The organism is Peribacillus sp. FSL R5-0717 (assembly GCF_038002945.1).
GTDB classification, from domain to species: Bacteria; Bacillota; Bacilli; order Bacillales; family DSM-1321; genus Peribacillus; species Peribacillus frigoritolerans.
Map to the genome: position 1 here is coordinate 3,001,979 of NZ_JBBOOF010000001.1, position 22,778 is coordinate 3,024,756.

Below are 22,778 nucleotides of genomic sequence, written 5' to 3' on the forward strand. Positions count from 1 at the left end.
CAATTTACTGAAAGTTCTCTAAATAATCATAAATAGATTATTCAAAAGAACAGCCAGATGAGCCTTCCATACAAAGTATTTGAACTATGAGTAAAAAGGGGGATACACTATGGGGAAATTAGAAGCAGAGATAAGTAACACCCTAGAAGAGCGAAATTCAAAAGGATCATTACAAAGGAAGCTGCAATCCAGACATTTAACGATGATGGCTATAGGTGGCGCTATTGGAACTGGATTGTTTGTATCCAGCGGATCGACGATTAGCACTGCGGGGCCGGGAGGAGCGCTTGCTGCATATATTCTGGTAGGAATCATGGTCTATTTTGTCATGAATAGTTTAGGAGAGCTATCGGCCTTCTTACCGGTCCCGGGGGCTTTTGACATCTATGCATCAAAGTATATTGATCCTGCGTTAGGCTTTGCGTTAGGTTGGAACTATTGGTATACAACCGCAATAACGGTTCCTGCAGATTTGGTGGCTTCTACTCTTATTATGAAGTATTGGTTTCCGGACTCACCTTCTATCTTGTGGAGCGCACTTTTTCTGGGTTTGTTGCTAATCTTAAATGTTTTATCAGTCAAGGCATATGGGGAAAGTGAATACTGGTTTGCTGGTATTAAGGTCATCTCGATCATCGTATTTCTCGTTATTGGGGTTGCCATGATTTTTGGAATTATGGGAGGACATACGGTCGGGTTCAGTAACTTTACCCAAGGAGATGCTCCTTTCCATGGCGGGCTTGTATCTATCTTTAGTGTTGTGCTCATCGCGGGCTTTGCATTCCAGGGAACTGAGGTGATTGCGACGGCAGCCGGTGAAACCGAAAATCCATCGAAAAACGTACCGAAAGCCATTCGGTCAATCTTCTGGCGAATCCTTATTTTCTACGTGTTGACGATTTTTGTTATCGGTTTGATTATCCCTTATACGGATTCAAACCTGCTTAAATCCGGGGTTCAAAATGTATCTATCAGCCCCTTCACGCTTGTTCTTCAGAGAGCTGGGCTGGCATTTGCAGCTTCCGTCATGAATGCAGTGCTTCTTACATCTGTTTTATCAGCAGCAAATTCAGCAATGTATGCTTCTTCACGTATGCTATGGGCACTGGCGAAAGAAGGAAAGGCACCACGAATCTTTGCACGGCTTAACAGGAAGGGAATTCCCATGTGGGCCCTTTGTACAACTGCTTTTATAGGACTTGCCTCTTTTTTGGCTTCACTTTTTGGAAATGGTTCAGTTTTTATTTGGTTGGTAAATGCTTCAGCCCTTACCGGATTTATCAAATGGTTCGGGATTGCCGTTAGTCATTACCGCTTCCGTAAGGCCTATGTAGCCCAAGGCAGAGATCTAAATGAATTGCCGTTTAAAGCCAAATGGTACCCGCTGGGCCCGGTTATCACGCTGTTATTTTTTGTGGTTTTCATTTTTGGGCAGACTCTTTTTTATGGAGATCAAATTAGCTGGGCAGAAATTATCGCCACGTATATAGGTCTTCCTATTTTCTTGCTTCTCTGGCTTGGTTATAAAATCATTAAGAAAACAAAAATAGTTCCTCTGATGGAGTGTGATTTTGAGCGCAAAGAATAAGAGGAAAGGCTTATGATGAATGTAAGCGTTTTATTCAAAGGGAAATTTAATTCTATTCCGTATTTATAGTATTACAAAAAAATGAGGTGGTTTATATGATAATAGAAGCAATCATAACAAAAGAAGCCCCAAAGGCTATCGGTCCTTATTCACAAGGTATTAAGGCAGGAAATATAATGTACACTTCAGGGCAGCTCCCAATTGATCCTGAAACAGGAGAAATGCCTGATAATATAGAGGATCAAACAAGGATGTCATTGGAGAATCTTAAGGAGGTTTTAGAAGCGGCGGGATCAAGCTTACAGCAGGTAATAAAAACAACGGTTTTTTTAAGCGATATGAATCACTTTGCCGTGATGAATCAGGTATATGGAGAGTTTTTCTCTGATAATTATCCAGCAAGAAGTGCGATTGAAGTTGCTCGTTTACCTAAAGATGCTTTTATTGAAATAGAAGCGTTGGCTATTATTTAATTATATATAATTGAAAAGGGAAGGCAGATTGATATTCTACTTTCTTTAATGTAAATATGGCCAGTCTTAAACAGAAAATATCTGAGGAGTTTTAATATGAATTTAGCACAATTTCCTAGACAGCGATATACACCAACAGATACACCCATTGAGAAATTACATCATTTTTCCGAAGTTCTTGGTGGCCCTTCTATTTATCTTAAACGAGATGATTTACTTGGTCTGACGGCTGGGGGAAATAAAACAAGAAAACTAGAGTTCCTTGTTGCAAATGCTTTGGAAAAAGGCGCGGATACGTTAATTACATGTGGAGGCATTCAATCCAATCATTGCCGTTTAACATTAGCGGCAGCGGTTAAAGAGAAAATGAAGTGCATACTTGTGTTGGAAGAGGGTATTTCGAATTCTGAACCAGATTTTAACGGTAACTATTTTCTCTATCATTTATTGGGCGCCGAACAAATCAAAGTCGTGCCTAATGGAGCTGACTTAATGCAAGAAATGCAGAAAATAGCTAAAGAGGTAACAGAGAATGGACATAGTCCTTACATCATTCCTGTTGGGGGATCGAATGTCATTGGTGCAACGGGATATGTGGCTTGCGCACAGGAGATCTTGGCACAGTCCTTTGACCAAGGAATTGATTTGAAAGCTGTTATTTGTGTAAGCGGAAGCGGAGGAATGCATGCTGGTTTGGCGGCCGGATTTCATGGAAACCAAAGTGGAATATCAGTAATTGGAATAAACGTAAGCAGAGGAAAAGCTGAACAAGAAGAGAAAGTTTATCAGTTAGTTAAAGAATCTTTAGCACACATCGGCATTCCAAATTCAATTCCTCGTGAGGCTGTTACGTGCTTTGATGAGTATGTCGGTCCGGGTTATGCTTTGCCTACACCTGAAATGGTGGAAGCCGTCAAGCTTATGGCAAGAACGGAAGGGATTTTGCTGGATCCGGTATATACGGGAAAAGCGGCAGCGGGACTCATCGATTTAATACAAAAAGGCACCTTTAAGCCTGAGGATAACATTCTATTTGTTCACTCTGGTGGAGCTTCATCGTTATACGCCAATACTTCTCTCTTTAATTGAAATTTGATTATTATATGGCGATAGTGTGAATCAAAAAAACAATAAAATAGAAGCAAAGGAGCTTCTATTCTAAGATGCATTTATTTGAAAGAGATATATGAATCAGCCCCATGAAGCCATACCAAATAGGATATGAATGAACTTCATGGACTTTAACAATGCTTTCTCCTGCTGTGGGATAGAATATGATGAAAATTTCCGGCTCATTAGAATCATAGTTTTTAAGAAAACATTCACCATAATGTACATGTCCTTTCCTTCCGCATATTCATTTTTTTCAGTCGCCGGTTCAATCCCAGCGGCTTGGAAAGGAAAAGCTCCATTTGGCTAAGCAGCTTCCAGCTTAACTAAATGGAGCTTTTTAAATCAGTGGATGGTAACGAATTTACTCCTCAATTCCTCTTCCGTTACTTCGATCTTTCCTTTTAAATCTTCTGCCAGTAATACATAACTTTTCACGCCAATGAATTCAGAATGCGATATTAAAAAGAATTTTGTCCCTTTTTTATACGCAGATGGAACATCTTCAATCAACTTAAACATTTTCATCCTTTTTCCACCTTGGATATCATAAATTCGTAACGCATGTATTCATAACTAATTCGTAGCACAACTTCTTCTTTTCACTTTTTATATCATTGATATTTATGGGCGGTCAACTATTTTTACTGGTAGATACAAGTGCCTACTGTACTTGTCATTTGTTTGTGAATTATGAGTATTCCTAAATTTCTGTGGAACTGGGCTATCGTTGAATGTTAAAATTCAGTTGGAAAACAGTGTTTCTTTATACATAAGGAAGAGATAAGAGAAGCAATGAGTTGTTAAAGCAAAAAGTGATTTTGGAAGGTGTGGAAATATTGAAACCAATCATATTTGATGTAGATACGGGGATAGATGATGCCATGGCGATGACATATGCTTTAAATTCCCCTGAATTGGAAGTGCTCGGATTCACCACTTGCTTTGGTAACGTGCCCGTTGTTGATTCGACCCGTAATACACTTGCCGTCTTGGAGAAATTAAATAGGCGCATACCGGTATATGAAGGTGCTGACCAAACTTTGGTACGCGGAAGGAAGAAACGGTATCCCAAGCATGTTCATGGGGAAGACGGGTTAGGAAATACCCTTCGGTTTAAACCAACCATCAAAGCATCACAAGGAAATGCAGCAGATTTCATTATCGATCAAGTGCAAAGCCGACCGCATGAAATTACGATCATTGCAGTTGGACCTCTGACTAACATCGCATTGGCGATCAATAAAGCGCCGATGATCATGTCACTTGTAAAAGAGGTCGTAATTATGGGCGGTGCCGTAAACGTACCAGGAAATGTAACCCCTTATGCTGAAGCGAACATAATATCAGATCCTGAAGCGGCACATCAGGTATTGACTTCAGGACTGCCGATCACCCTAGTGGGGCTTGATGTGACGCTGCAAACATACCTACTGAAATCGAAGCTTGATGATTGGCGTGCCACTGGTAAGGAAAGCGCCGAATTTTTAGCGGAAATGACCGATTATTATATGAAAGCATATGAAAACTCCCATCCAGGTTTAGGTGGTTGCGCCCTTCATGATCCGCTTGCAGTCGGGGTTGCGATTGATTCAAGTTTTGTCAGGACAGAATGGATGAACGTCAAGGTGGTGACCGAGGGTGAAGAAGCAGGCAGGACAATCGGTCAAAAGGATGGCGAACCTAGAATCCGTGTCTGTACGAATGTGGAAAGTGAGCGGTTTTTGAAACACTTTTTGGAACGGGTTATATGATTAAGCAACGTAATTGAATCATGAATGTAACATAAAGGATATTCCAAAAAAATCATTGGCAAAAGCTGGCCTGTTTCTGTTGGATATATCGATTCTCGCTATATGACAAGGATACCTGTCAAAATAAAGTTGAAAGTAGCATGGTAAAAAAGGTCCTCCATGCATTATATTTTGTAAATGGTTTATATTCAATCAATCATAAAAATTGCTTTTCAGACTTTAATCAAACGTTTGATTAATTTCGTAGAAAAGAAAGTCGAAAGTCACTATTATTATGGTGAAAACCATGTTAATGGATAACGGTTCAGAAATATTGGGTATAAGGTACTTTTTTTACCATAAAAAAGTAAAATATTAAAAAATAATTAAAAAATGGGTTTAAAGGTTTGGGAAAACAGGTACATAGACTTTCCTAATGCCATATTTAGGTTTTTTTGCATAATTATAATTTACCATTTTTCGACTTTGCGCTTATTTATATGGCAGAAAATGTATGGTTCTATTAAAATGTACTATATAAGATAAAAGGAGGATTTTTTCTATGTCACAAATTCGCGTAACACCTTCGGAACTTAAAGATGTAGCTAGACAATATGATAATGAGAGCCAACAAGTAACGGATATGATTGGTCGTTTAGATAGAATGAGAGATCATTTAACTGGTATTTGGGAAGGTTCTTCCAGTGAGGCTTTCGTAGGTCAGTACGAAGAATTAAAGCCTTCATTCATGGATATGGCTCGCTTGTTGAATGAAGTTTCTCAACAATTGAATAAATCAGCTCAAATCCTTGAAGACACAGATAATCAGATTGCTAGTCAAATTCGCGGATAATCATTAGGTAAATGAGAAAATGAATTTCTAGGAAAAAGCGCCGCGACTCTTTTTGAAGATCGTGGTGCTTTTTTGCTTTAAAAGAGGTGGATTCCATATATATTCAACTAACGATCGATTTAAACAGGTATACAGGGGAAGTATTTGATTTGCAAGTGTCAAATTACCGCTCCATCAAGAAGCTTGTGGAGATAATATGGCAGGTAAAAGATATTGCCAGTGCACCTAAAGAAGGCTATTGGGTGCGGGTCCAGAATAAAGAGTTCGTATGTTCAGGTTATGAAACCCTGCTTGATAGCGGAATTACGACGGGGGACCGCCTTGAGATCCTCTAATGGATAGGTGTGGACTCTTTATAGGAAAAAAGTCTAAAGCCCTTTAGCAGGGGTAAAGGAGTTACATAAAATGGATGAGAAACCATATCTGGAGAAAAAAACAGAAGCTGCAATGATGAAGGATGATAAGGGGCATTCGTTCGTTTTCCAACGGGCAAAACTACCGATGCAGGACCCACTGGAATTACAGCTTATTCATGAAGCGGATGATGCTCTCCAGAAACATATAGAAGTGACAGAGGACGAGGTGAAGATCAGAGTAAATCCACCAGCCTCTTTTTTTGTTTTTTCCAAAGCTAAAGATAAAAATCCATTGAGTAAATGGTTATCGTCTTATCAAATACAAAAGAAAATAAGGAATCATGAATTGAATCGCCTGCAACTAGTCGTTTGTCCGGAAAATATCGTTTTCGATTCAAGCTTGACCCCGTATTTCTTGCATTATGGGGTAAAAGACAGTTTGCCTCCTTATGAGCATAATCAAGATGAGTTATTTAAAGAAACGAAGGCAACGATTTCGGCGCTTGTGGATGGGCAGCATACATTCGAAGAGTATCTGCTTTACCATAAAACACTGAAACTATCGAACGAATCACAAAGTATATTGTCATCGGGGACTTGGGATGAACTTTCCACGGTCATTCAAAACCGGATAGAAGCTTTAGAGAAGGAAGAAAAAGCATTTGTACATATTCCTGAAAAGAAATGGAAAACGGGTCGTTATACACTTTGGGGTACGGTGATCGTTCTAGTGCCACTGCTATTGTTTACGATTTACACACTATTCTTCTCCCACCCTAAGCAGGAAGTATATGTAGAAAGCGGTGAAAGCTTCTTAAAACAAAAATACAGTGAAGTCATTGACCGTTTGGAAAACTACGATCCGAAAAAGATGCCGTATGTCGTTCAATATGAACTGGCGAAGTCCTACGTCACTTATGAACCATTGGAGGGAGTAGCCAGGAAAAACGTGGAAAATGCAATCACGTTGCAAACGGATAGTCAGTATCTCCTATATTGGATTTATATAGGCAGGGGCATGAGCGAGGAAGCGATCGATTTGGCGAGAATCATGGAGGATCGCGAACTGATTATGTACGGGCTGGTAAACCAGAAAGAACAGATTAAGTTGGACGATAGCCTATCTGGGGAAGAAAAGGAAACGCAAATTAAAGAAGTCGATACCGAGCTATCCCAATATGAAAAGGAAAAAAAGGAATTGGATAAGCAAATGGAGGAACAGCAAGATCAGAACCCTGCTGCAACAGACTCGAATATAGAGGATAAAGCCGCAGCGGAAGCAAAACCTGCTGTAAAAGAAGAAGCGGAAAACGAACCTGCTTCTGGGGGAAAAGAAGAAAGTAAGGATTCCTCCAAAAAATCAACTGAAGAAAAAGAGAAAAGCAAAGAGTGAGCAATGGGCCTTTTGCGGAGGTGAGATTTAATGAGTTTATTATGGATTTATTCTAGTGGGACCTACCAATCCTTTACGATCAAGGATAATCATAACGGTCCAATTTCGATTGGGCCATCTAAACAGGATACGATCACCGTTTATTCCATTCCTTTTGAACAAGGTCCTATCAAGCTGAAAAAAAATGAGGGACTTGATGAATATGAGGTATTTAGAGAGGACAAGAAGCTTGGCGATGTAAAGCCATTCCATAGCTTCACCTTTCAAGAAGGAGAAGAAACGGTCGAGATTTTTTATACGTCAGGGGAATTGGAAGAAAGCCTCTATTATATAGGCAACTTGAAAGAAATCACTTTATCGGCCAAGGCGGGAGCGACTATACGTAAAGAAGGACCCGTTTCCGGCAATGACTTTTCCCTTGTGCTGCATAAAGGGCAGTGGCACCTCATGCAAGTGGGAAATAGCAGGATATTCCTGAACGGTGAAAGGGTAACGAAGCCTGTTCCCATTCAAAATGGTGATCTGGTTTGCTGGCCGCATATGGTGCTGAGGTTGATTGAAGGCGACTTATTGATGATTCATAGCGCCGAAAGTCATGAAACATCTTTAGCTAAAATGAAGAAGCCAATCTCTGAAATGAAAAAAAACTATCCACAGTATCGCCGGACACCAAGGATGATCTACGAATTGCCGGATGAGAAAGTGACGATATCTTTTCCGAGCCAAGAAGCGGAAGATAATAATAGAGGGTTATGGTTAATCCTTATGCCGCCCTTAATGATGCTGATCGTCATGGGGGTCATCACGGTCATTCAGCCGCGGGGCATTTTCATCATCATATCGATTGTGATGTTCACGACGACTTTAGTTACCTCGACGGTACAATACTTTAAAGACAAAAAGAAGCAAAAATTCAGAGAAGAAAAACGCCAACGTGTATATACAAGGTATCTAGAGCAGAAGAGGGAAGAACTTCAAGAGCTGTCTGAAAAACAAAAGAATGTGCTGTTCTATCATTACCCCTCCTTTGAAAGGATGAAGCTTCTAACTGATAGTATTAGCGATCGTATATGGGAACGAACTCTGGAAAGTGAAGATGCTCTGCACTTTAAGATTGGAACGGCGACCATACCCTCAAGTTATCAAGTGTCGGTAAATAGCAGCGATATGTCCAATCGGGATATAGATGATTTACTTGAGCAGTCGCAGGAACTTGTGGATGCATACAAAAACCTGGAAGATCTTCCGTTATCGATCGATTTATCAAGCGGATCGATGGGCCTGGTCGGAAAGGAATCGATTGTTAAACGAGAGCTGCAGCAATTGATTGGGCAACTGGCCTTTTTTCATAGTTATCATGATGTTCGATTTGTCGCCATCTTTCCGGAAAAGGATTATCAGGAATGGGAATGGATGAAATGGCTCCCTCATTTTCAATTGCCGCATGCCTATGCAAAAGGATTTATATATAATGAGCAATCACGTGACCAGCTCCTGACCTCGATTTATCAGCTATTGAGGGAAAGAGATTTGGATGAGAACAAAGGGAAAGTGAGATTCACTCCCCACTTTGTCTTTATTGTCACGGATCGTAATTTAATAGCTGAACATGTCATATTGGAATATTTAGAAGGCAAAACGGACGATTTAGGCATCTCGACGATTTTTGCAGCGGATGCAAAAGAAAGTTTGACGGAAAATGTCCATACGCTTGTGAAGTACATCAATGATTTTGAGGGTGAGATTCTCATCCAGCAAACGAAGGCCGTTCATACTCCATTTAAACTTGATGCACATTCAAAAGAAGGAAATGAGCGTTATGCACGTACGCTCCGTTCATTAGATCATCAAAAAGGCATGAACAATTCCATACCAGAAACGGTTTCATTCCTTGAGTTATTGAAAGCTCGTGAAGTGGAAGAGCTGCCTATCAGCCAAAACTGGCGGACCAATCAGTCTTCCAAATCCTTGGCAGTTCCGATTGGATTGAAAGGGAAAGCGGATAGGGTTGAATTGAACTTGCATGAAAAGGCGCATGGCCCCCATGGATTGGTTGCCGGAACGACAGGATCGGGGAAAAGTGAATTACTGCAAACCTACATCCTATCATTAGCCGTTCATTATCATCCGCATGAAGTTGCCTTTTTGCTTATAGATTATAAAGGCGGGGGAATGGCACAGCCATTCAGGCAGATTCCGCATCTGCTGGGAGTCATAACGAATATTGAGGGAAGCAAGAACTTCAGTGCCAGGGCACTAGCATCCATCAATAGTGAATTGAAGAAGCGCCAGCGCATGTTTGATCGATACGAAGTCAATCATATCAACGATTACACGGACCTATACAAAGAAGGCAAAGCGGATGAACCGTTACCGCACCTATTTTTGATATCAGATGAGTTTGCGGAACTTAAAAATGAAGAACCCGATTTCATCCGCGAATTAGTGAGTACGGCGCGAATTGGACGGAGCTTGGGAGTTCATTTAATTCTTGCTACACAAAAGCCGGGCGGTGTAATTGATAACCAGATTTGGAGCAATGCCCGTTTTAAAATTTCCTTGAAAGTGCAGGATGCCAGTGATAGTAAGGAAATTCTTAAAAATAGCGATGCAGCAAATATTACTGTCACTGGACGGGGATATTTGCAGGTTGGAAATAACGAGGTTTATGAATTTTTCCAGTCTGCATGGAGCGGTGCCCCATATTTAGAGGATACGGTTGGATCTGAGGATGAAGTGGCACTTGTCACAGACCTCGGTCTTGTTCAAATCTCAAATGTATCGGAACAGGTCACTAATATGAGGAAAGAAAAGATTAGTGAAATTGAAGCCGTGGCGGATCGAATTGTGGCGATACAGGAAGAAATGGAGATTAAGAAGTTGGCAAGCCCATGGCTGCCGCCTCTTTCAGATCGTTTATCAAGAAACCCTGAAAGAAGCCTGACGATGAATCAATTCCACCTGGGAATGAAGGATGAGCCCGAATTGCAAAGCCAGACCAATTATGTATATAACTGGATTGATGATGGGAATATAGGGGTTTTTGGTTCTTCCGGGTACGGCAAGTCAACTACCGTTTTGACACTTCTCTTTAGTTTTGCAGATCAATTCAGTCCTGAAGAACTGCATTATTATATTTTCGACTTCGGGAATAGCGCTTTACTCCCAATGCGCCAGCTGCCTCATACTGGGGAATACTTTAGGTTTGATGAGTTAAGGAAAATCGAAAAATTCATGTTATTCATGAAAGCGGAAATGGAAAGGCGTAAGCTGCTTTTTTCAGAAAAGGAGCTTAGTAACATAAAGCTTTATAATGCATTGGTGGAAGATAAATTGCCGATTATTTATATCGTGGTCGACAATTTTGACATAGTGAAGGATGAGATGCAGGATCAGGAAGCCCAATTCGTTCAGTTTGCACGTGATGGACAATCACTTGGAATCTTCATGATTTTAACGGCAACGCGAATCAATGCGATTCGCCAGCCGTTAATGAATAGCCTTAAGACGAAGGTTGTCCATTACTTAATGGACAGTTCGGAAAAATATTCAGTTTTGGGGAGAACCCCTTATGAAAATGAACCTGTTCCTGGCAGGGCGTTGGTGAAAAAGGACCAAACCTATCTCACCCAGATTTACTTACCAGCCGATGGAGCGGATGATATAGCCGTTTTGGAAGAAATGAAACAAGCTGTGGCAGAACATAAGGTTAAATATAAGGAAATGGACAAACCGCCGGCGATTCGGATGCTACCGGCACGTCTTGATTCCAGCAGTTTCAAGAGTTACTGCTCACAAACCATTAAGAAGGATGCCATTCCAATCGGGCTTTCAGAGGAAAGCGTTACACCTTTATTCGTGGAGTTGAATGCCAATCCATTCCTGCTTGTCGTAGGACAGTCACGTAAAGGGAAAACGAATGTCCTTAAAGTGCTGCTGGAATCGTTACTTACACAGGCGGTCGGCGAAATTGGATTATTTGACGGAGTGGATCGCGGCCTATCTTCTTATGCTTTTGAGGAGAAGGTGAGCTATGTGGAAACAAAAGAGCGGATAACCGAATGGCTTGATCATATCACTGGAATATTTGAAGAACGTGAGCGAAGTTATCTTGCGGCATTGGAATTGAAACCGATGAAGCAACTGGAATTCCCACCGGTCATATTTGTCATAGATAGCATTTCAAGGATCCAGCAAACGATAGACGGCAGGATTCAGGATAGGATCAGCAGCTTGATGAAACAATACAGTCATCTCGGGTTTAGTCTGATTGTCGCTGGAAATGCCAACGACTTCACGAAGGGGTATGATTCGTTGACAACCGAACTGAAACAAGTCAGACAGGCTGTTTTGCTTCTTAAAAAATCGGACCAAAGCTTGTACACCCTCTCCTATTCCAGAAAAGAAGAAGAAATACAGCCGGGTTACGGATATTTTGTGCTGAATGGCCAGGAGAGTAAAATCCAAATTCCGCTAAGTGAAGAAAGAAGGAGAGTGCAAGAGAGTGTCTGAAAAAATAAAACCGATACTGTTAATCGGTAAAATACTGGTGATCTTAGCGCTGCCAATCTTGTTTTTTTCTTATATTGGCCAAAATCCAATGAAAATGACAGAAACGGCTTCTCGTGAAATCGCCATTGTTAATGAAGATAATGGGACAGAATTTAACCATAACCCCATTTACATGGGATCAGAGCTTGTTACTACACTGGACAAGGATTCTGAATATGAGTGGTTTGTGGTAAATAGAAGTACGGCGGAAAGTGGACTTGCAAATGAAAAGTATGATGCAGTCATATATTTTCCATCCGATTTTTCAGAGAATATTTATACGTTCGATGATGAACAGCCTGTCAAGGCGGGGATAAAATACAAGGTACAACCTAGTTTGAATGCAGAGAACATGGAAAAGGTACAAAAGGAATTAGAGAAAACAAAGAGCAAAATGAATAAGCATATTTCAACACAGTATTGGAGCTATGTTTCCCAATCGGTCGAGGACATCCGTAAGAAGTTCGATAATGTCCTTGCTAAAGAAATCGCTTTTCAAAACACGATGTATGAGTTCTATACTCCAAGCTCGGAAAGTCTTGCAGGCGAAATCAAGCAGCATAAGGACATGCTTGAAGGAGTTTTTGCCGAGACGAAAGATGCTGGCAAAACAAGTACTGAAACAATTGATGAAATAGGGAACACGAAGACTCAAATGGCTTCATTTGTAAAAGATGTTGTTTCTTTTGAGGAATATCAAAAAGCTCAAAGTATCCTTTTTGAGAAGGCCTCTGCGCAAAATCAGCAGCTTGTCATGAAGAGTGTGCAGTCATACGACAAGGTGCTGAATGAGGGGAATCAATCTATACCAGAGATTCAGCAAGGGATGAATACGAAATACAGCCTTAATGATCAAGGCATTAGAGAAAATGTTGGAATCATGCAGCAGAAACTTGATTCCAGCAGTAATGAATTGGAACAATTTTCAACAAGCATGAAAGACAAACAAGTAGAACAAATTACGAAAATCACCCAAGATCAACAAAGCTCGATTGAACAATTGAAACAATCGGAAGAGGCGGGTCTTGATAACCTTCAGTCAACCTTGCTTATGCAAAGAGGAAATCTTGCAAGCAGCTCTGGTGATGGGGAGGATATAGGTGAAGGAACGACGCCTATAGAGGATATTGAAACGGAAACGGGAAAAGGTGAATCAGCTGCTGCACCTGACAAGAAGGACCCGATTGATGAACTGTCTCTCCAGGTACTGCTGGATCAAATCAATGGGATCAACACGGCACTTGAAAGTTTGGTGCCGGCAGAAGGAAGTGAAGGAGCTGCTGAACAAGTCAACATCCTTACAGCGGAACTCCAAACGGAAATCAATAATCTCAGCGGAACGGTAAGCGGCAGAACGGGGAATTATAACCAAGTGATAACGGAGTTTAATACACTGGTAGATTCATATAATGACCTGCTGGCACAGTTTACGGAATTACAAGCTGATTATAATGAACTCGGCACGAATTATAAGGATTTAGGTGACCAATGGAAAAAGTCACAGGAAGATATTCAAAAATTACAGGACATCCAGAGTATGACAATCGAAGAGGCCATCGCAGAAATCAAGACTCTCGAACAGTCACTTCTGGAAAAAGTGGGGGGTGAAAGGCGAGCGGTGCTTGTGAAGGCCTTCGAGAATCCTATCACCAATCGGGATTCAACTACCCTCCTTGCCTATTACGGTTCACTCTCATCTTATGGAGAATTGGCAGAAAGAGTCACCGAAGCAAATGTAGATAAGATATTTGCAGCCAATATAAAAGAATTGGAAAACTTGAAAAATGGGGTTTCCGGAAATGTAGATGAAGAAGCGAAACTCGTTAAAGCCAGTTTAGCAGGAGTCAATGAGAACTTCGGGATGTTCTCGGAGTCCATTATGGGTTATATGAAAGAATATGATGCTAACGTCGAAACGGGGCAGAAAGCCACTTTAGCTGAATTGGCGGCAATTACCGGCAAGGCTCAAGAAGTGTCTGCCAATTTGTCGGATGATATGGAAGTTCCTGAGATGGAGGCAGAACCGCCCGTTAACCTTGATGGAGAAATGTTTGTATCACTTCAAGACAATACGGCAACAACGGTCGGCTTCATTTCCGAGCTTGTCAATTCTGTAGCGGAAAGACAGGAAACGGTCACGAAGGATACAGCAGACCTGCAAGCGAAAGTGGGGTCCGTACAGGAAAGGGCCGATCAGCTTAATGATAATTGGTCCCAAAATGTAGACTCAACCGAAAAAATCAAGACGGACGTATATAGCGTCTTGAACAACACTCTAGTCGATGATCAGGAGAACGGGTATGTGTACGAATATTTAGCGAATCCCGTACAAATCAGCGGGGAAGTCCTTCATCAGGAAAAGGTTAATATCCCACCGATCGTCATGTTGGTGATCATACTCATTTCTGGGATATTGATCGGTTTCTTCCTGCATCATTATGAAACCATTCCAATGATGGTCCATGCGGCCTTGTTTACCTTATTGAATCTGATCGTAGGTTTAATCATCAGCATGTATGGCTTGAAGATCTATCCACTGGGAGATATGCAGGAGATTAAATGGACCGTCTTCACCGTCCTGCTTCTATTCTTCTGTTCAGCGTTTACCAGACTTGCCTTCTCGATTGGGCCGTTTGTCGGTGCTATCCTGGTGATTGGTTTGATCAGTTTCTTTACCATTCCATTATTGGATTTAATCATGCCTAATTTCAATGTAGACCACCCTGTTGCGGACGTATACATGTCCATTCAATTCGGTAATCAGTCGGAATTCATTCCGGCTAGTATCATTTTGATTGTACTGACGCTTATCGCAACGGTCATTCCATATATAGTGAAGCGTCTTGCAGAAAGAAGAGCAATGGCCCATGAAGTGGAATAAATACGTAATGCCTGTCTTGCTCATCCTGTTTTTTAGCCATGCACCTCATGGCAAGGCGGAAGAGGAACCGATGGTGGAGCCCAATGAATATCAAGAAAACGATATTGATGTTCAAACGGAGTATTTCCATGAAGAAGGATTGTTGGAACAGAAGCGGAAACTGCCTGAAGAACAAAAGGACCTCACCTTTGAAAGAGGGAAATATGATGCCATTGACTCGGTGAAGGACTCATTGTTTCAGTCTCCTGTAATGGAGAATCAAAATAATACCATCGCTTCAAAATCAGAACAGCTTGGATTATTCTCGGAGGTCCGCATTCCAACGAGAAACGAAGAAGAAACAGAGCCTTCGCTTAATTTTGACCTGACGATATTGCTCGGCATCGTTTTGGCACTTTTGGTCGTTTGTTTGTTTTTTATCCTTATCCCGAAAATGGGGAAGCTGAATGGAGAGGTTAAACGAAAATGAAAACAGCCCGATTCCCCTCAGGAATCGGGCTGTTTTCACTACATATCCATAACGGTTTTAATAAGCCCTAAAAGTAGGGCGGCTGCGAAGATCAAAATGAAGAATTTTTTATACATGATCAGTACCTCTTATATATTAGGAGTGGATTGCATTCATTTTAGCATAAACAAGTCAGAAAAGAAGTTTACTAAGAATATACAGATCGAAAGGCCGTGGCTTCATTGCCCTGATGACAGGAGCGGGAAATTATGAAAAGGTGGACGATCTATTGGAGTTTGCCTGCCGTTTATTTATGGGCTTGTACAATTTGGACGTTGATCTCCGCTCCAGGCACTCGCTTTCAGCGGGGGCGGTCTGCCCTCGGCTTGTGCCTGCGGGGTCTTCCTAAACGCGCTTTTCCCGGCCCGATTCTCTTAACTGCCAAAATTGGAATTTCAAAAGGGTTTCGGAATTTTTTTAATTCCGAAACTCTTTTGTCTACAAACTGCGATGTGCCGATTTATTGGCGCTTCCTATCTGTTATTTGAACAAGTCAGGATGAACAGTCTGCGAGTTCAACAGCTTCCCCAATCCTTGGTCCATGGCGTGACAGGATATTTTCATTAAACAAATGGACGTCATCATTGGTATATTCACTTAGTAAACAGTTAACCCTGCCTTTTTCAGTAAGCCACTATAATATTTTTAGAACAAATTCGTTTATGGTTTTCCGGTTATCTAGTAAACTTACAATGTAAGGTTCAATTGGGTCTTAATGTAAAATGCGTGATATAGAGAAGACATGAAATAATAGTGATAATGTGAATCCCGGGAGGTAGAGAATGATTTATAAGCAGGTCAATCAAAAACTGGAAATGGTTCTAGGGAATATCGAAAAGGTGATTATCGGAAAACGGGATATAGCAGAACTAAGCATCGTAGCACTCCTTTCCGGAGGACATGTCTTATTGGAGGATGTTCCGGGTGTGGGAAAGACAGTCATGGTAAGGGCATTGGCAAAATCAATAGGTGCAAGCTTCAAGCGAATTCAATTCACGCCCGATTTACTTCCTTCGGATGTTACTGGCGTTTCGATCTTCAATCCTAAGGACCAAGAATTCATCTTTAGGCCAGGTCCGATAATGGGCCATATTATTTTAGCCGATGAAATAAACCGGACCTCGCCGAAGACTCAGTCTGCATTGCTTGAAGCGATGGAAGAGGCAAGTGTGACGATTGATGGTGTCACAAGAGGATTGGAGAAGCCCTTTTTCGTAATGGCTACACAAAATCCAATCGAGTACGAGGGAACATATCCGCTGCCGGAGGCTCAATTGGATAGATTCCTATTAAAAATGAAAATGGGCTATCCAGGTATGGAAGAAGAGATAGAGGTTCTTCATAGGGCTCAATACACGGCACCGCTAGAGGAATTGGAATCCGTCATCACCTTGGATGAATTGATAGAATTACAGGGTGAGGTAAAAGCGGTGATAGTGGATGAAACAATAAAACGATACATTGTTGAATTGGCGAATCAAACACGTTCACATGAAGGGGTCTACTTAGGGGTGAGCCCTCGTGGATCGATAGCATTGATGAAGGCAGCCCAGGCTTACGCGCTGATCCAGGGCAGGGACTATGTCCTGCCTGACGATGTTCAATATTTAGTGCCATTCGTATTTTCCCATCGGCTTATTTTGAAGCCGGAAGCGAATTATGAGGGCTTCGATGCTGGAATGGTGATACATGAAATTGTCGCGACAACAAAAGTGCCTGTGAAGCGGGCTGTAACCTAATGCGAAGATTCATCAACATTCTAAGGGGAAATATGAGTGTGATCGGACTTGTATTACTCATGACCGTTTCCTTTTGCTATGCAATGTTTCAAGGCGGTTTTGTCAGTTGGTTCATTTTTTATTCATTTTTGCCGTTTTCTGTGTACGCTTTGATCCTGCTGTTTTATCCGCTGCATGATTTTACCGTTGAGAGAAAGGTCAATAAAAGGGAATGCCAGGCTGGTGAATCCGTTGAGATAGCATTGACGTTTACGCGTAAAAACCGGCTCCCCCTATTATTTATGGTGGTAGAGGAGGAATTGCCTCAGGAGATGGAAGATAGGGGACTACAAAGGAAAATAATTATCTTTCCGGGATTCAAGCGTACCTTCAGCATGTCATATACCTTGGAAAACTTGCAGCGGGGAGAGCATTCGTTTCAATCGATCCGCTTTTGGATTGGGGACTTTATCGGGCTGGTCGAAAAAGAAGCGATATATAGTTCACCTTTGAAAATAACCGTTTTTCCTCGTTATCACGAGCTTGCCTACAGTGATCTTGATCGAGTGTTCAATCAGGGGGCATTGGTCTCAACAAAGAAAACACAACGGGAACATTCAGTGGTCTCCGGTGTAAGGGAATATCAGCCAGGCGATCAATTGTCTTGGATTAACTGGAAGGCGACTGCCAGGACGAGTGAAATCATGACGAAGGAATTCGAGGTGCAGAAAAACCGGGATGTATTCATCATGCTTGATGAAAAGCCGTCGGATTTATTCGAAGAATCCATTGAAATGGCGGCTTCCCTTGCCCATGCCATGTTAAAGAAGGGCATGGAAGTTGGGTATGTGAGTAGGGGCTCGAGGTTAATCATACCGGCAGCAGCAGGCAACAAACAGAAACGAAAGATTTTTAACCGGCTTGCTAAAGAAAAGCCGGGTGTTGTAAACACATTGAACGAAAATTTCAGAAAGGGAATTCTTCCGGCAAACGCTGCTGTGATATTCATCGTTTCAGACTTAACCTTAGAAAAGGTGGACATATTGAGTGCTTTCCGGCCTAATCAGGGATTGATGTTATGCGTGAAGAAACAGGCAGATCTTACTGATGAAGAAAGGCTGTCAAGCTCTGCTGCTGTTTCGAGGGGGATAAAGGTTAGCTTTTTTGAACATCACCAACTAAAGTTTGGCAGATCGGAGGTGATGGCGAAATGAATGTCACTACCGGAAAATTGGAAAAGTTCATGCACGTCCTCATGTATGTATTTGGTCTGTTGTTGATTACAGAATGGTTGAGGCCTGTCGATAGACTCACCGATACAGGTAATCTCATCATTTTTATCTTATTTTTGCTCTACTCCCTGCTGCTGCATTATTTCCGCATACATTGGTCGATCCGATTAATTCTCATTAGTGGATATATAATGATTTCATTACAGTTCCTCCATTCAAAAGAGGCTTTCTACCAATTGTCATGGCTGAAAGGGTTTCTAGCGGATTTTAAGGGCAATCTTGGTTTTATATATGATGGGAATTGGGAGTTGATCACAAATCCATTTCGAACGTTTCTATTTTTTATCCTTCTTTGGCTTGTGACATATTTGATCCATTACTGGGTGATGGTGAGGCAAAGCATCTTTTTCTTTTTTATGTTAACTGTGATTTTTATATCTGTACTCGACACATTCACTCCTTATGCGGGGGATAGTGCAATGATAAGAATCATCATCATCGGGTTTTTGATGCTCGGCTTGCTTTCCCTGCTGCGGCTAACGATACAGGAGAGGATTAATTTTCCGATGGCTTCCATCAATAAGTGGATCTTGATGCTGACCGGCATGATATTGGTAAGTGTCCTTGTCGGTTTCGCCGCCCCAAAGCTTTCCCCGCAGTGGCCGGACCCGGTGCCTTATATTACTTCCTATTCTGATAAAGCTGTGAAAGAAGACGGTGATTCGAAGCGTAAAAGTGTCGGATATGATGAAGACGATTCGGATCTTGGCGGTTCGATAGAGCCGGATAGTTCCATCGTTTTTTATAATAATGCTCCTGCAGGACATTACTGGAAAGTCGAGAACAAGAATATTTATACCGGTAAAGGGTGGGTTTCCATACCGGAAACGGAATTTCACACTTTTTCCAACGGGCAGGATATGGCAACGTTAGATATTTACGACGTTCCTGAATTGGTGAGGACTGAAGAAATGACCGCAAAAGTATCCATGACGGAATCATATTCACATATCCTTCATCCGCAGTCCGGGTATGTAAAAAAGATCGAGGGCAAAAACGGGCAGGATTTCAAATATCATCAGGAGATGGACAAATTTATTTCCGAACAGGGTAATGGCGAACGACTTTCCATGAAAGAGTATGAACTGGTTTATGATATGCCAAGTTTTGATATAGCTGAGTTAAGGAAGGTGACGGAACCCGACGATTCCATGGATTTATTAATGGAAAAAAACACTCAGCTTCCAGAGGGATTGCCAAACCGGATATTTGAATTGGCCTCCCGGCTTACAAGCAATGAAACGAATTGGTACGATAAAGCAAAAGCCATTGAGGATTATTTTGACGGAGCTGAATTCATTTATTCCAAGGACGATATTCCGTATCCAGAGAGCAATCAAGATTATGTCGATCAATTTTTATTCGAGACACAGATAGGGTATTGCGATAATTTTTCAACTGCCATGGTCGTATTACTAAGGGCCGCCAATATACCTGCAAGATGGGTAAAGGGCTATACCGAAGGGGAAAAATCAATCCTTGATGGCGAATCCGTTTATAAGGTGACCAATAATAATGCACATTCCTGGGTCGAGGTTTATTTTTCAGGGATAGGCTGGATTCCCTTCGAGCCGACAAAGGGTTTCAATGGGGAAGTGGAATTTTACGATTCGGAATTGAAACAGCAAGCAATCAAGAACCCTGAAGAAACCCCGACTAATGAAGAGCAAACAAAGAAAGAGGCCAGGGAACGCCAGGATACACCAGATAGGGAAACTCAATCCTCCGTGAAAACGGGTTTTGGGAACATGGTAGGGTTCTTAAAATGGTCTGCAATCACATTATCAGGTGGATTGATTTTTGCTTCTATCGGTTATTTCCTCAGAAGGAAGTGGATTCCTCTTCTGCAGATTCTTCGTTATAGAAAGAAAACCGATGCTCATTTCTCGACAGCTTATTTAATATTATTGAAACAATTAAAACGGGCTGGTATAGTTCGGCCGGAGGGGCAAACCTTAAGGGAGTACGCCGCCTATGTGGATGCAGTGTACGCTACAGATGAGATGAGTGAATTGACGGCTGGATACGAGTTAATGATATATCGTGGAGACGCGGAAGATGGGGAATGGAAACACTTTCAAAAGGGTTGGGAAAGCTTAATGAGAAAAACTAGCTCTTGACCAGGTTTTTATTATATTGATACAATAACAAAAACTAACTTAAACTAATATATCCTTCATATATCCTCGATAATATGGATCGAAAGTTTCTACCGAATCACCGTAAATGATTTGACTATGAAGGCGGATTTTAACAGGAAAGCTGAAAATCTGCCTTCGTCTGTACTTTTTCTGTATTTTTGAGGGTGGGTTTTTAGTTTTTCTTTTTTTATGATAATATTTTTTATAAGAATTATCACTCGATTTTATGAGTGAATTACATTGATAGAGGTGACGTTTGTGCCGGGGAAAACAGAATTGCAAAAAAACCAGGAAATGATCGTAGTACTTGATTTCGGAAGCCAATATAATCAATTGATCACTCGTCGTATCCGTGAATTTGGTGTGTACAGTGAGCTTCATCCTCATACAATTACTGTAGAAGAAATTGAGAAAATGAACCCGACGGGAATCATCTTCTCAGGGGGCCCGAACAGTGTTTATGATGCAAATGCATTTGGTTGTGATGAACGCATATTCGAAATGGGTCTTCCGATTTTCGGTATTTGTTATGGCATGCAGCTTATGACCAAACATTTTGGCGGTAAGGTGGAACCAGCGAAGAACCGTGAATACGGAAAAGCGACACTTGCCATCCAAAACGAGTCGAAGTTATTCAGCGACCTGCCAAAAGAACAAATCGTCTGGATGAGCCATGGTGATTTAGTGGTGGAAACGCCTGAAGGTTTCCAAATTGACGGGACGAACCCGTCTTGCCCAATTTCGGCTATGAGTGACGAGTCACGTAAATTGTATGCCGTGCAATTCCATCCAGAAGTCCGTCATTCCGTATACGGTAATGACATTCTGAAAAATTTCGTATTCGGCGTTTGTGGTTGTAAAGGTGACTGGTCAATGGAGAACTTCATTGAAATCGAGATGGAGAAAATCCGCCAAACGGTCGGAGATAAAAAAGTGTTATGCGCATTGAGCGGCGGGGTGGATTCATCCGTTGTTGCTGTATTGATCCATAAAGCGATTGGCGATCAGCTGACATGTATTTTCGTTGATCATGGATTACTTCGTAAAGGCGAAGCCGAAGGTGTAATGGAAACATTCAGGGAAGGTTTCAATATGAACGTAATCAAGGTCGATGCAAAAGAACGTTTCCTATCGAAGCTTGCTGGCGTTTCAGATCCGGAACAAAAACGGAAAATCATCGGTAACGAGTTCATCTACGTATTCGATGACGAAGCAACGAAGCTCGAAGGAATTGATTTCCTTGCACAGGGTACACTTTACACAGACATTATTGAAAGTGGTACGGCCACTGCACAAACAATTAAATCGCATCACAATGTTGGCGGTCTGCCGGAAGATATGCAATTTAAATTGATTGAGCCTTTGAACACTCTATTCAAGGATGAAGTGCGTGCACTTGGAAGTGAAATGGGAATTCCGGACGAAATCGTTTGGCGTCAACCATTCCCTGGTCCAGGTTTAGGTATTCGTGTATTAGGCGAAATTTCAGATGAAAAACTTGAAATCGTTCGTGAGTCTGACCATATTTTACGTGAAGAAATTAGAAAAAATGGTTTGGAACGCGAAATTTGGCAGTACTTTACGGTGCTTCCTAACATTCGTAGCGTAGGAGTAATGGGCGATGCACGTACGTATGACTATACAATTGGAATCCGTGCGGTTACGTCCATTGACGGAATGACATCCGATTGGGCAAGAATCCCATGGGATGTACTTGAAATCATCTCAACGAGAATCGTTAATGAAGTAAACCATGTAAACCGCGTCGTTTATGACATTACGTCTAAGCCGCCTGCAACGATCGAGTGGGAATAGTAGATTGAAACCATCCAATCAGTGAAGGAATTAACCTTCACTGATTTTTTTTGTTGAAATAGTATTTGAATATGTAGATTACTTACATTTTACGTATGTTGGCGAAGATATAGCCATGATAATTAAGGAATAACTAGCGAAACGCGAACATTGCCTAAAATTACATAAAAAATATTCGTTTGGTATATTGACGATTATTTTAGTGACTGATACACTATACCTATAATAATAAAAAAACATAATTGTCGTATAATATTGGGGATATGGCCCAAAAGTTTCTACCAAGCTGCCGTGAACGGCTTGACTACGATGTGGAAGGATTGGCGTGTATAAATAAACCGCCACTTCTTTACATGACCGCAGTCA

At 41.4% G+C, this 22,778-nt stretch carries 15 protein-coding genes and 2 riboswitches; of the genes, 14 read left to right on the forward strand and 1 reads right to left on the reverse strand.

Translation table 11 applies throughout. The annotated features are described in order from the left end of the window. The first annotated feature begins 109 nt into the window (after nt 1-109). The 3 genes from NYE65_RS14665 to NYE65_RS14675 all read left to right on the forward strand — a co-directional run bounded on the left by NYE65_RS14665 (nt 110) and on the right by NYE65_RS14675 (nt 3,150). The gene (locus NYE65_RS14665) at nt 110-1,588 is read left to right on the forward strand and encodes an amino acid permease (protein WP_095679703.1); all 1,479 of its coding nucleotides are present in this window, start codon (nt 110-112) and stop codon (nt 1,586-1,588) included. Between the two features lie 95 nt (nt 1,589-1,683). Continuing rightward, nucleotides 1,684-2,061: a RidA family protein gene (locus tag NYE65_RS14670; protein WP_328178522.1), complete on the forward strand. Its 378-nt coding sequence runs from the start codon at nt 1,684-1,686 to the stop codon at nt 2,059-2,061. A 96-nt stretch (nt 2,062-2,157) separates the two neighbouring features. Then, on the forward strand, nt 2,158-3,150 hold the full coding sequence (locus NYE65_RS14675) for a D-cysteine desulfhydrase (RefSeq protein WP_340861136.1): 993 nt from the start codon (nt 2,158-2,160) through the stop codon (nt 3,148-3,150). Nucleotides 3,151-3,516: 366 nt separating this feature from the next. Here the strand turns inward: NYE65_RS14675 and NYE65_RS14680 are convergent, their stop codons facing one another. After that, nucleotides 3,517-3,699, reverse strand: a complete 183-nt coding sequence (locus NYE65_RS14680) for a hypothetical protein (protein WP_034306173.1) — start codon at nt 3,697-3,699, stop codon at nt 3,517-3,519. 311 nt (nt 3,700-4,010) lie between these two features. Here NYE65_RS14680 and NYE65_RS14685 point away from each other — a divergent pair, with 311 nt between their 5' ends. The 11 genes from NYE65_RS14685 to guaA all read left to right on the forward strand — a co-directional run bounded on the left by NYE65_RS14685 (nt 4,011) and on the right by guaA (nt 22,412). Further along, nucleotides 4,011-4,925, forward strand: coding sequence for a nucleoside hydrolase (locus NYE65_RS14685; protein ID WP_340862132.1), 915 nt, complete (start codon nt 4,011-4,013; stop codon nt 4,923-4,925). A gap of 541 nt (nt 4,926-5,466) precedes the next feature. Further along, nucleotides 5,467-5,757, forward strand: a complete 291-nt coding sequence (locus NYE65_RS14690) for a WXG100 family type VII secretion target (RefSeq protein ID WP_034306171.1) — start codon at nt 5,467-5,469, stop codon at nt 5,755-5,757. A gap of 95 nt (nt 5,758-5,852) precedes the next feature. After that, nucleotides 5,853-6,092 (forward strand): EsaB/YukD family protein, encoded by a 240-nt coding sequence (locus NYE65_RS14695; protein WP_328178612.1) that lies wholly within the window; start codon nt 5,853-5,855, stop codon nt 6,090-6,092. A gap of 70 nt (nt 6,093-6,162) precedes the next feature. Continuing rightward, nucleotides 6,163-7,506 carry a type VII secretion protein EssB gene (gene essB, locus NYE65_RS14700; RefSeq protein WP_340861137.1) on the forward strand — a complete coding sequence of 448 codons (1,344 nt, stop codon included), beginning with the start codon at nt 6,163-6,165 and terminating at the stop codon, nt 7,504-7,506. Between the two features lie 30 nt (nt 7,507-7,536). Next, the gene (gene essC, locus NYE65_RS14705; RefSeq protein ID WP_340861138.1) at nt 7,537-12,018 is read left to right on the forward strand and encodes a type VII secretion protein EssC; all 4,482 of its coding nucleotides are present in this window, start codon (nt 7,537-7,539) and stop codon (nt 12,016-12,018) included. Further along, complete coding sequence (gene esaA, locus NYE65_RS14710) at nt 12,011-14,938, forward strand: type VII secretion protein EsaA (RefSeq protein ID WP_340861139.1); 2,928 nt, start codon at nt 12,011-12,013, stop codon at nt 14,936-14,938. The genes essC and esaA overlap by 8 nt, the downstream gene beginning before the upstream one ends. After that, nucleotides 14,925-15,407: a type VII secretion protein EssA gene (gene essA / locus NYE65_RS14715; protein WP_328178611.1), complete on the forward strand. Its 483-nt coding sequence runs from the start codon at nt 14,925-14,927 to the stop codon at nt 15,405-15,407. Before esaA ends, essA begins: the two co-directional genes overlap by 14 nt. A gap of 821 nt (nt 15,408-16,228) precedes the next feature. After that, a complete protein-coding gene (locus tag NYE65_RS14720) occupies nt 16,229-17,185 on the forward strand; it encodes an AAA family ATPase (RefSeq protein WP_328178673.1) in 957 nt (318 codons plus the stop codon). 38 nt (nt 17,186-17,223) lie between these two features. Continuing rightward, entirely contained in the window at nt 17,224-18,378 is a 1,155-nt protein-coding gene (locus NYE65_RS14725) for a DUF58 domain-containing protein (RefSeq protein WP_340861140.1), read from the forward strand. Continuing rightward, a complete protein-coding gene (locus NYE65_RS14730; protein ID WP_340861141.1) occupies nt 18,375-20,576 on the forward strand; it encodes a DUF4129 domain-containing transglutaminase family protein in 2,202 nt (733 codons plus the stop codon). Before NYE65_RS14725 ends, NYE65_RS14730 begins: the two co-directional genes overlap by 4 nt. Before the next feature lie 36 nt (nt 20,577-20,612). After that, nucleotides 20,613-20,714, forward strand: a riboswitch (purine riboswitch). Nucleotides 20,715-20,855: 141 nt separating this feature from the next. After that, a complete protein-coding gene (guaA, locus tag NYE65_RS14735; protein ID WP_034306157.1) occupies nt 20,856-22,412 on the forward strand; it encodes a glutamine-hydrolyzing GMP synthase in 1,557 nt (518 codons plus the stop codon). A 225-nt stretch (nt 22,413-22,637) separates the two neighbouring features. Further along, a riboswitch (purine riboswitch) is annotated at nt 22,638-22,739 on the forward strand. Nucleotides 22,740-22,778 lie beyond the last annotated feature (39 nt).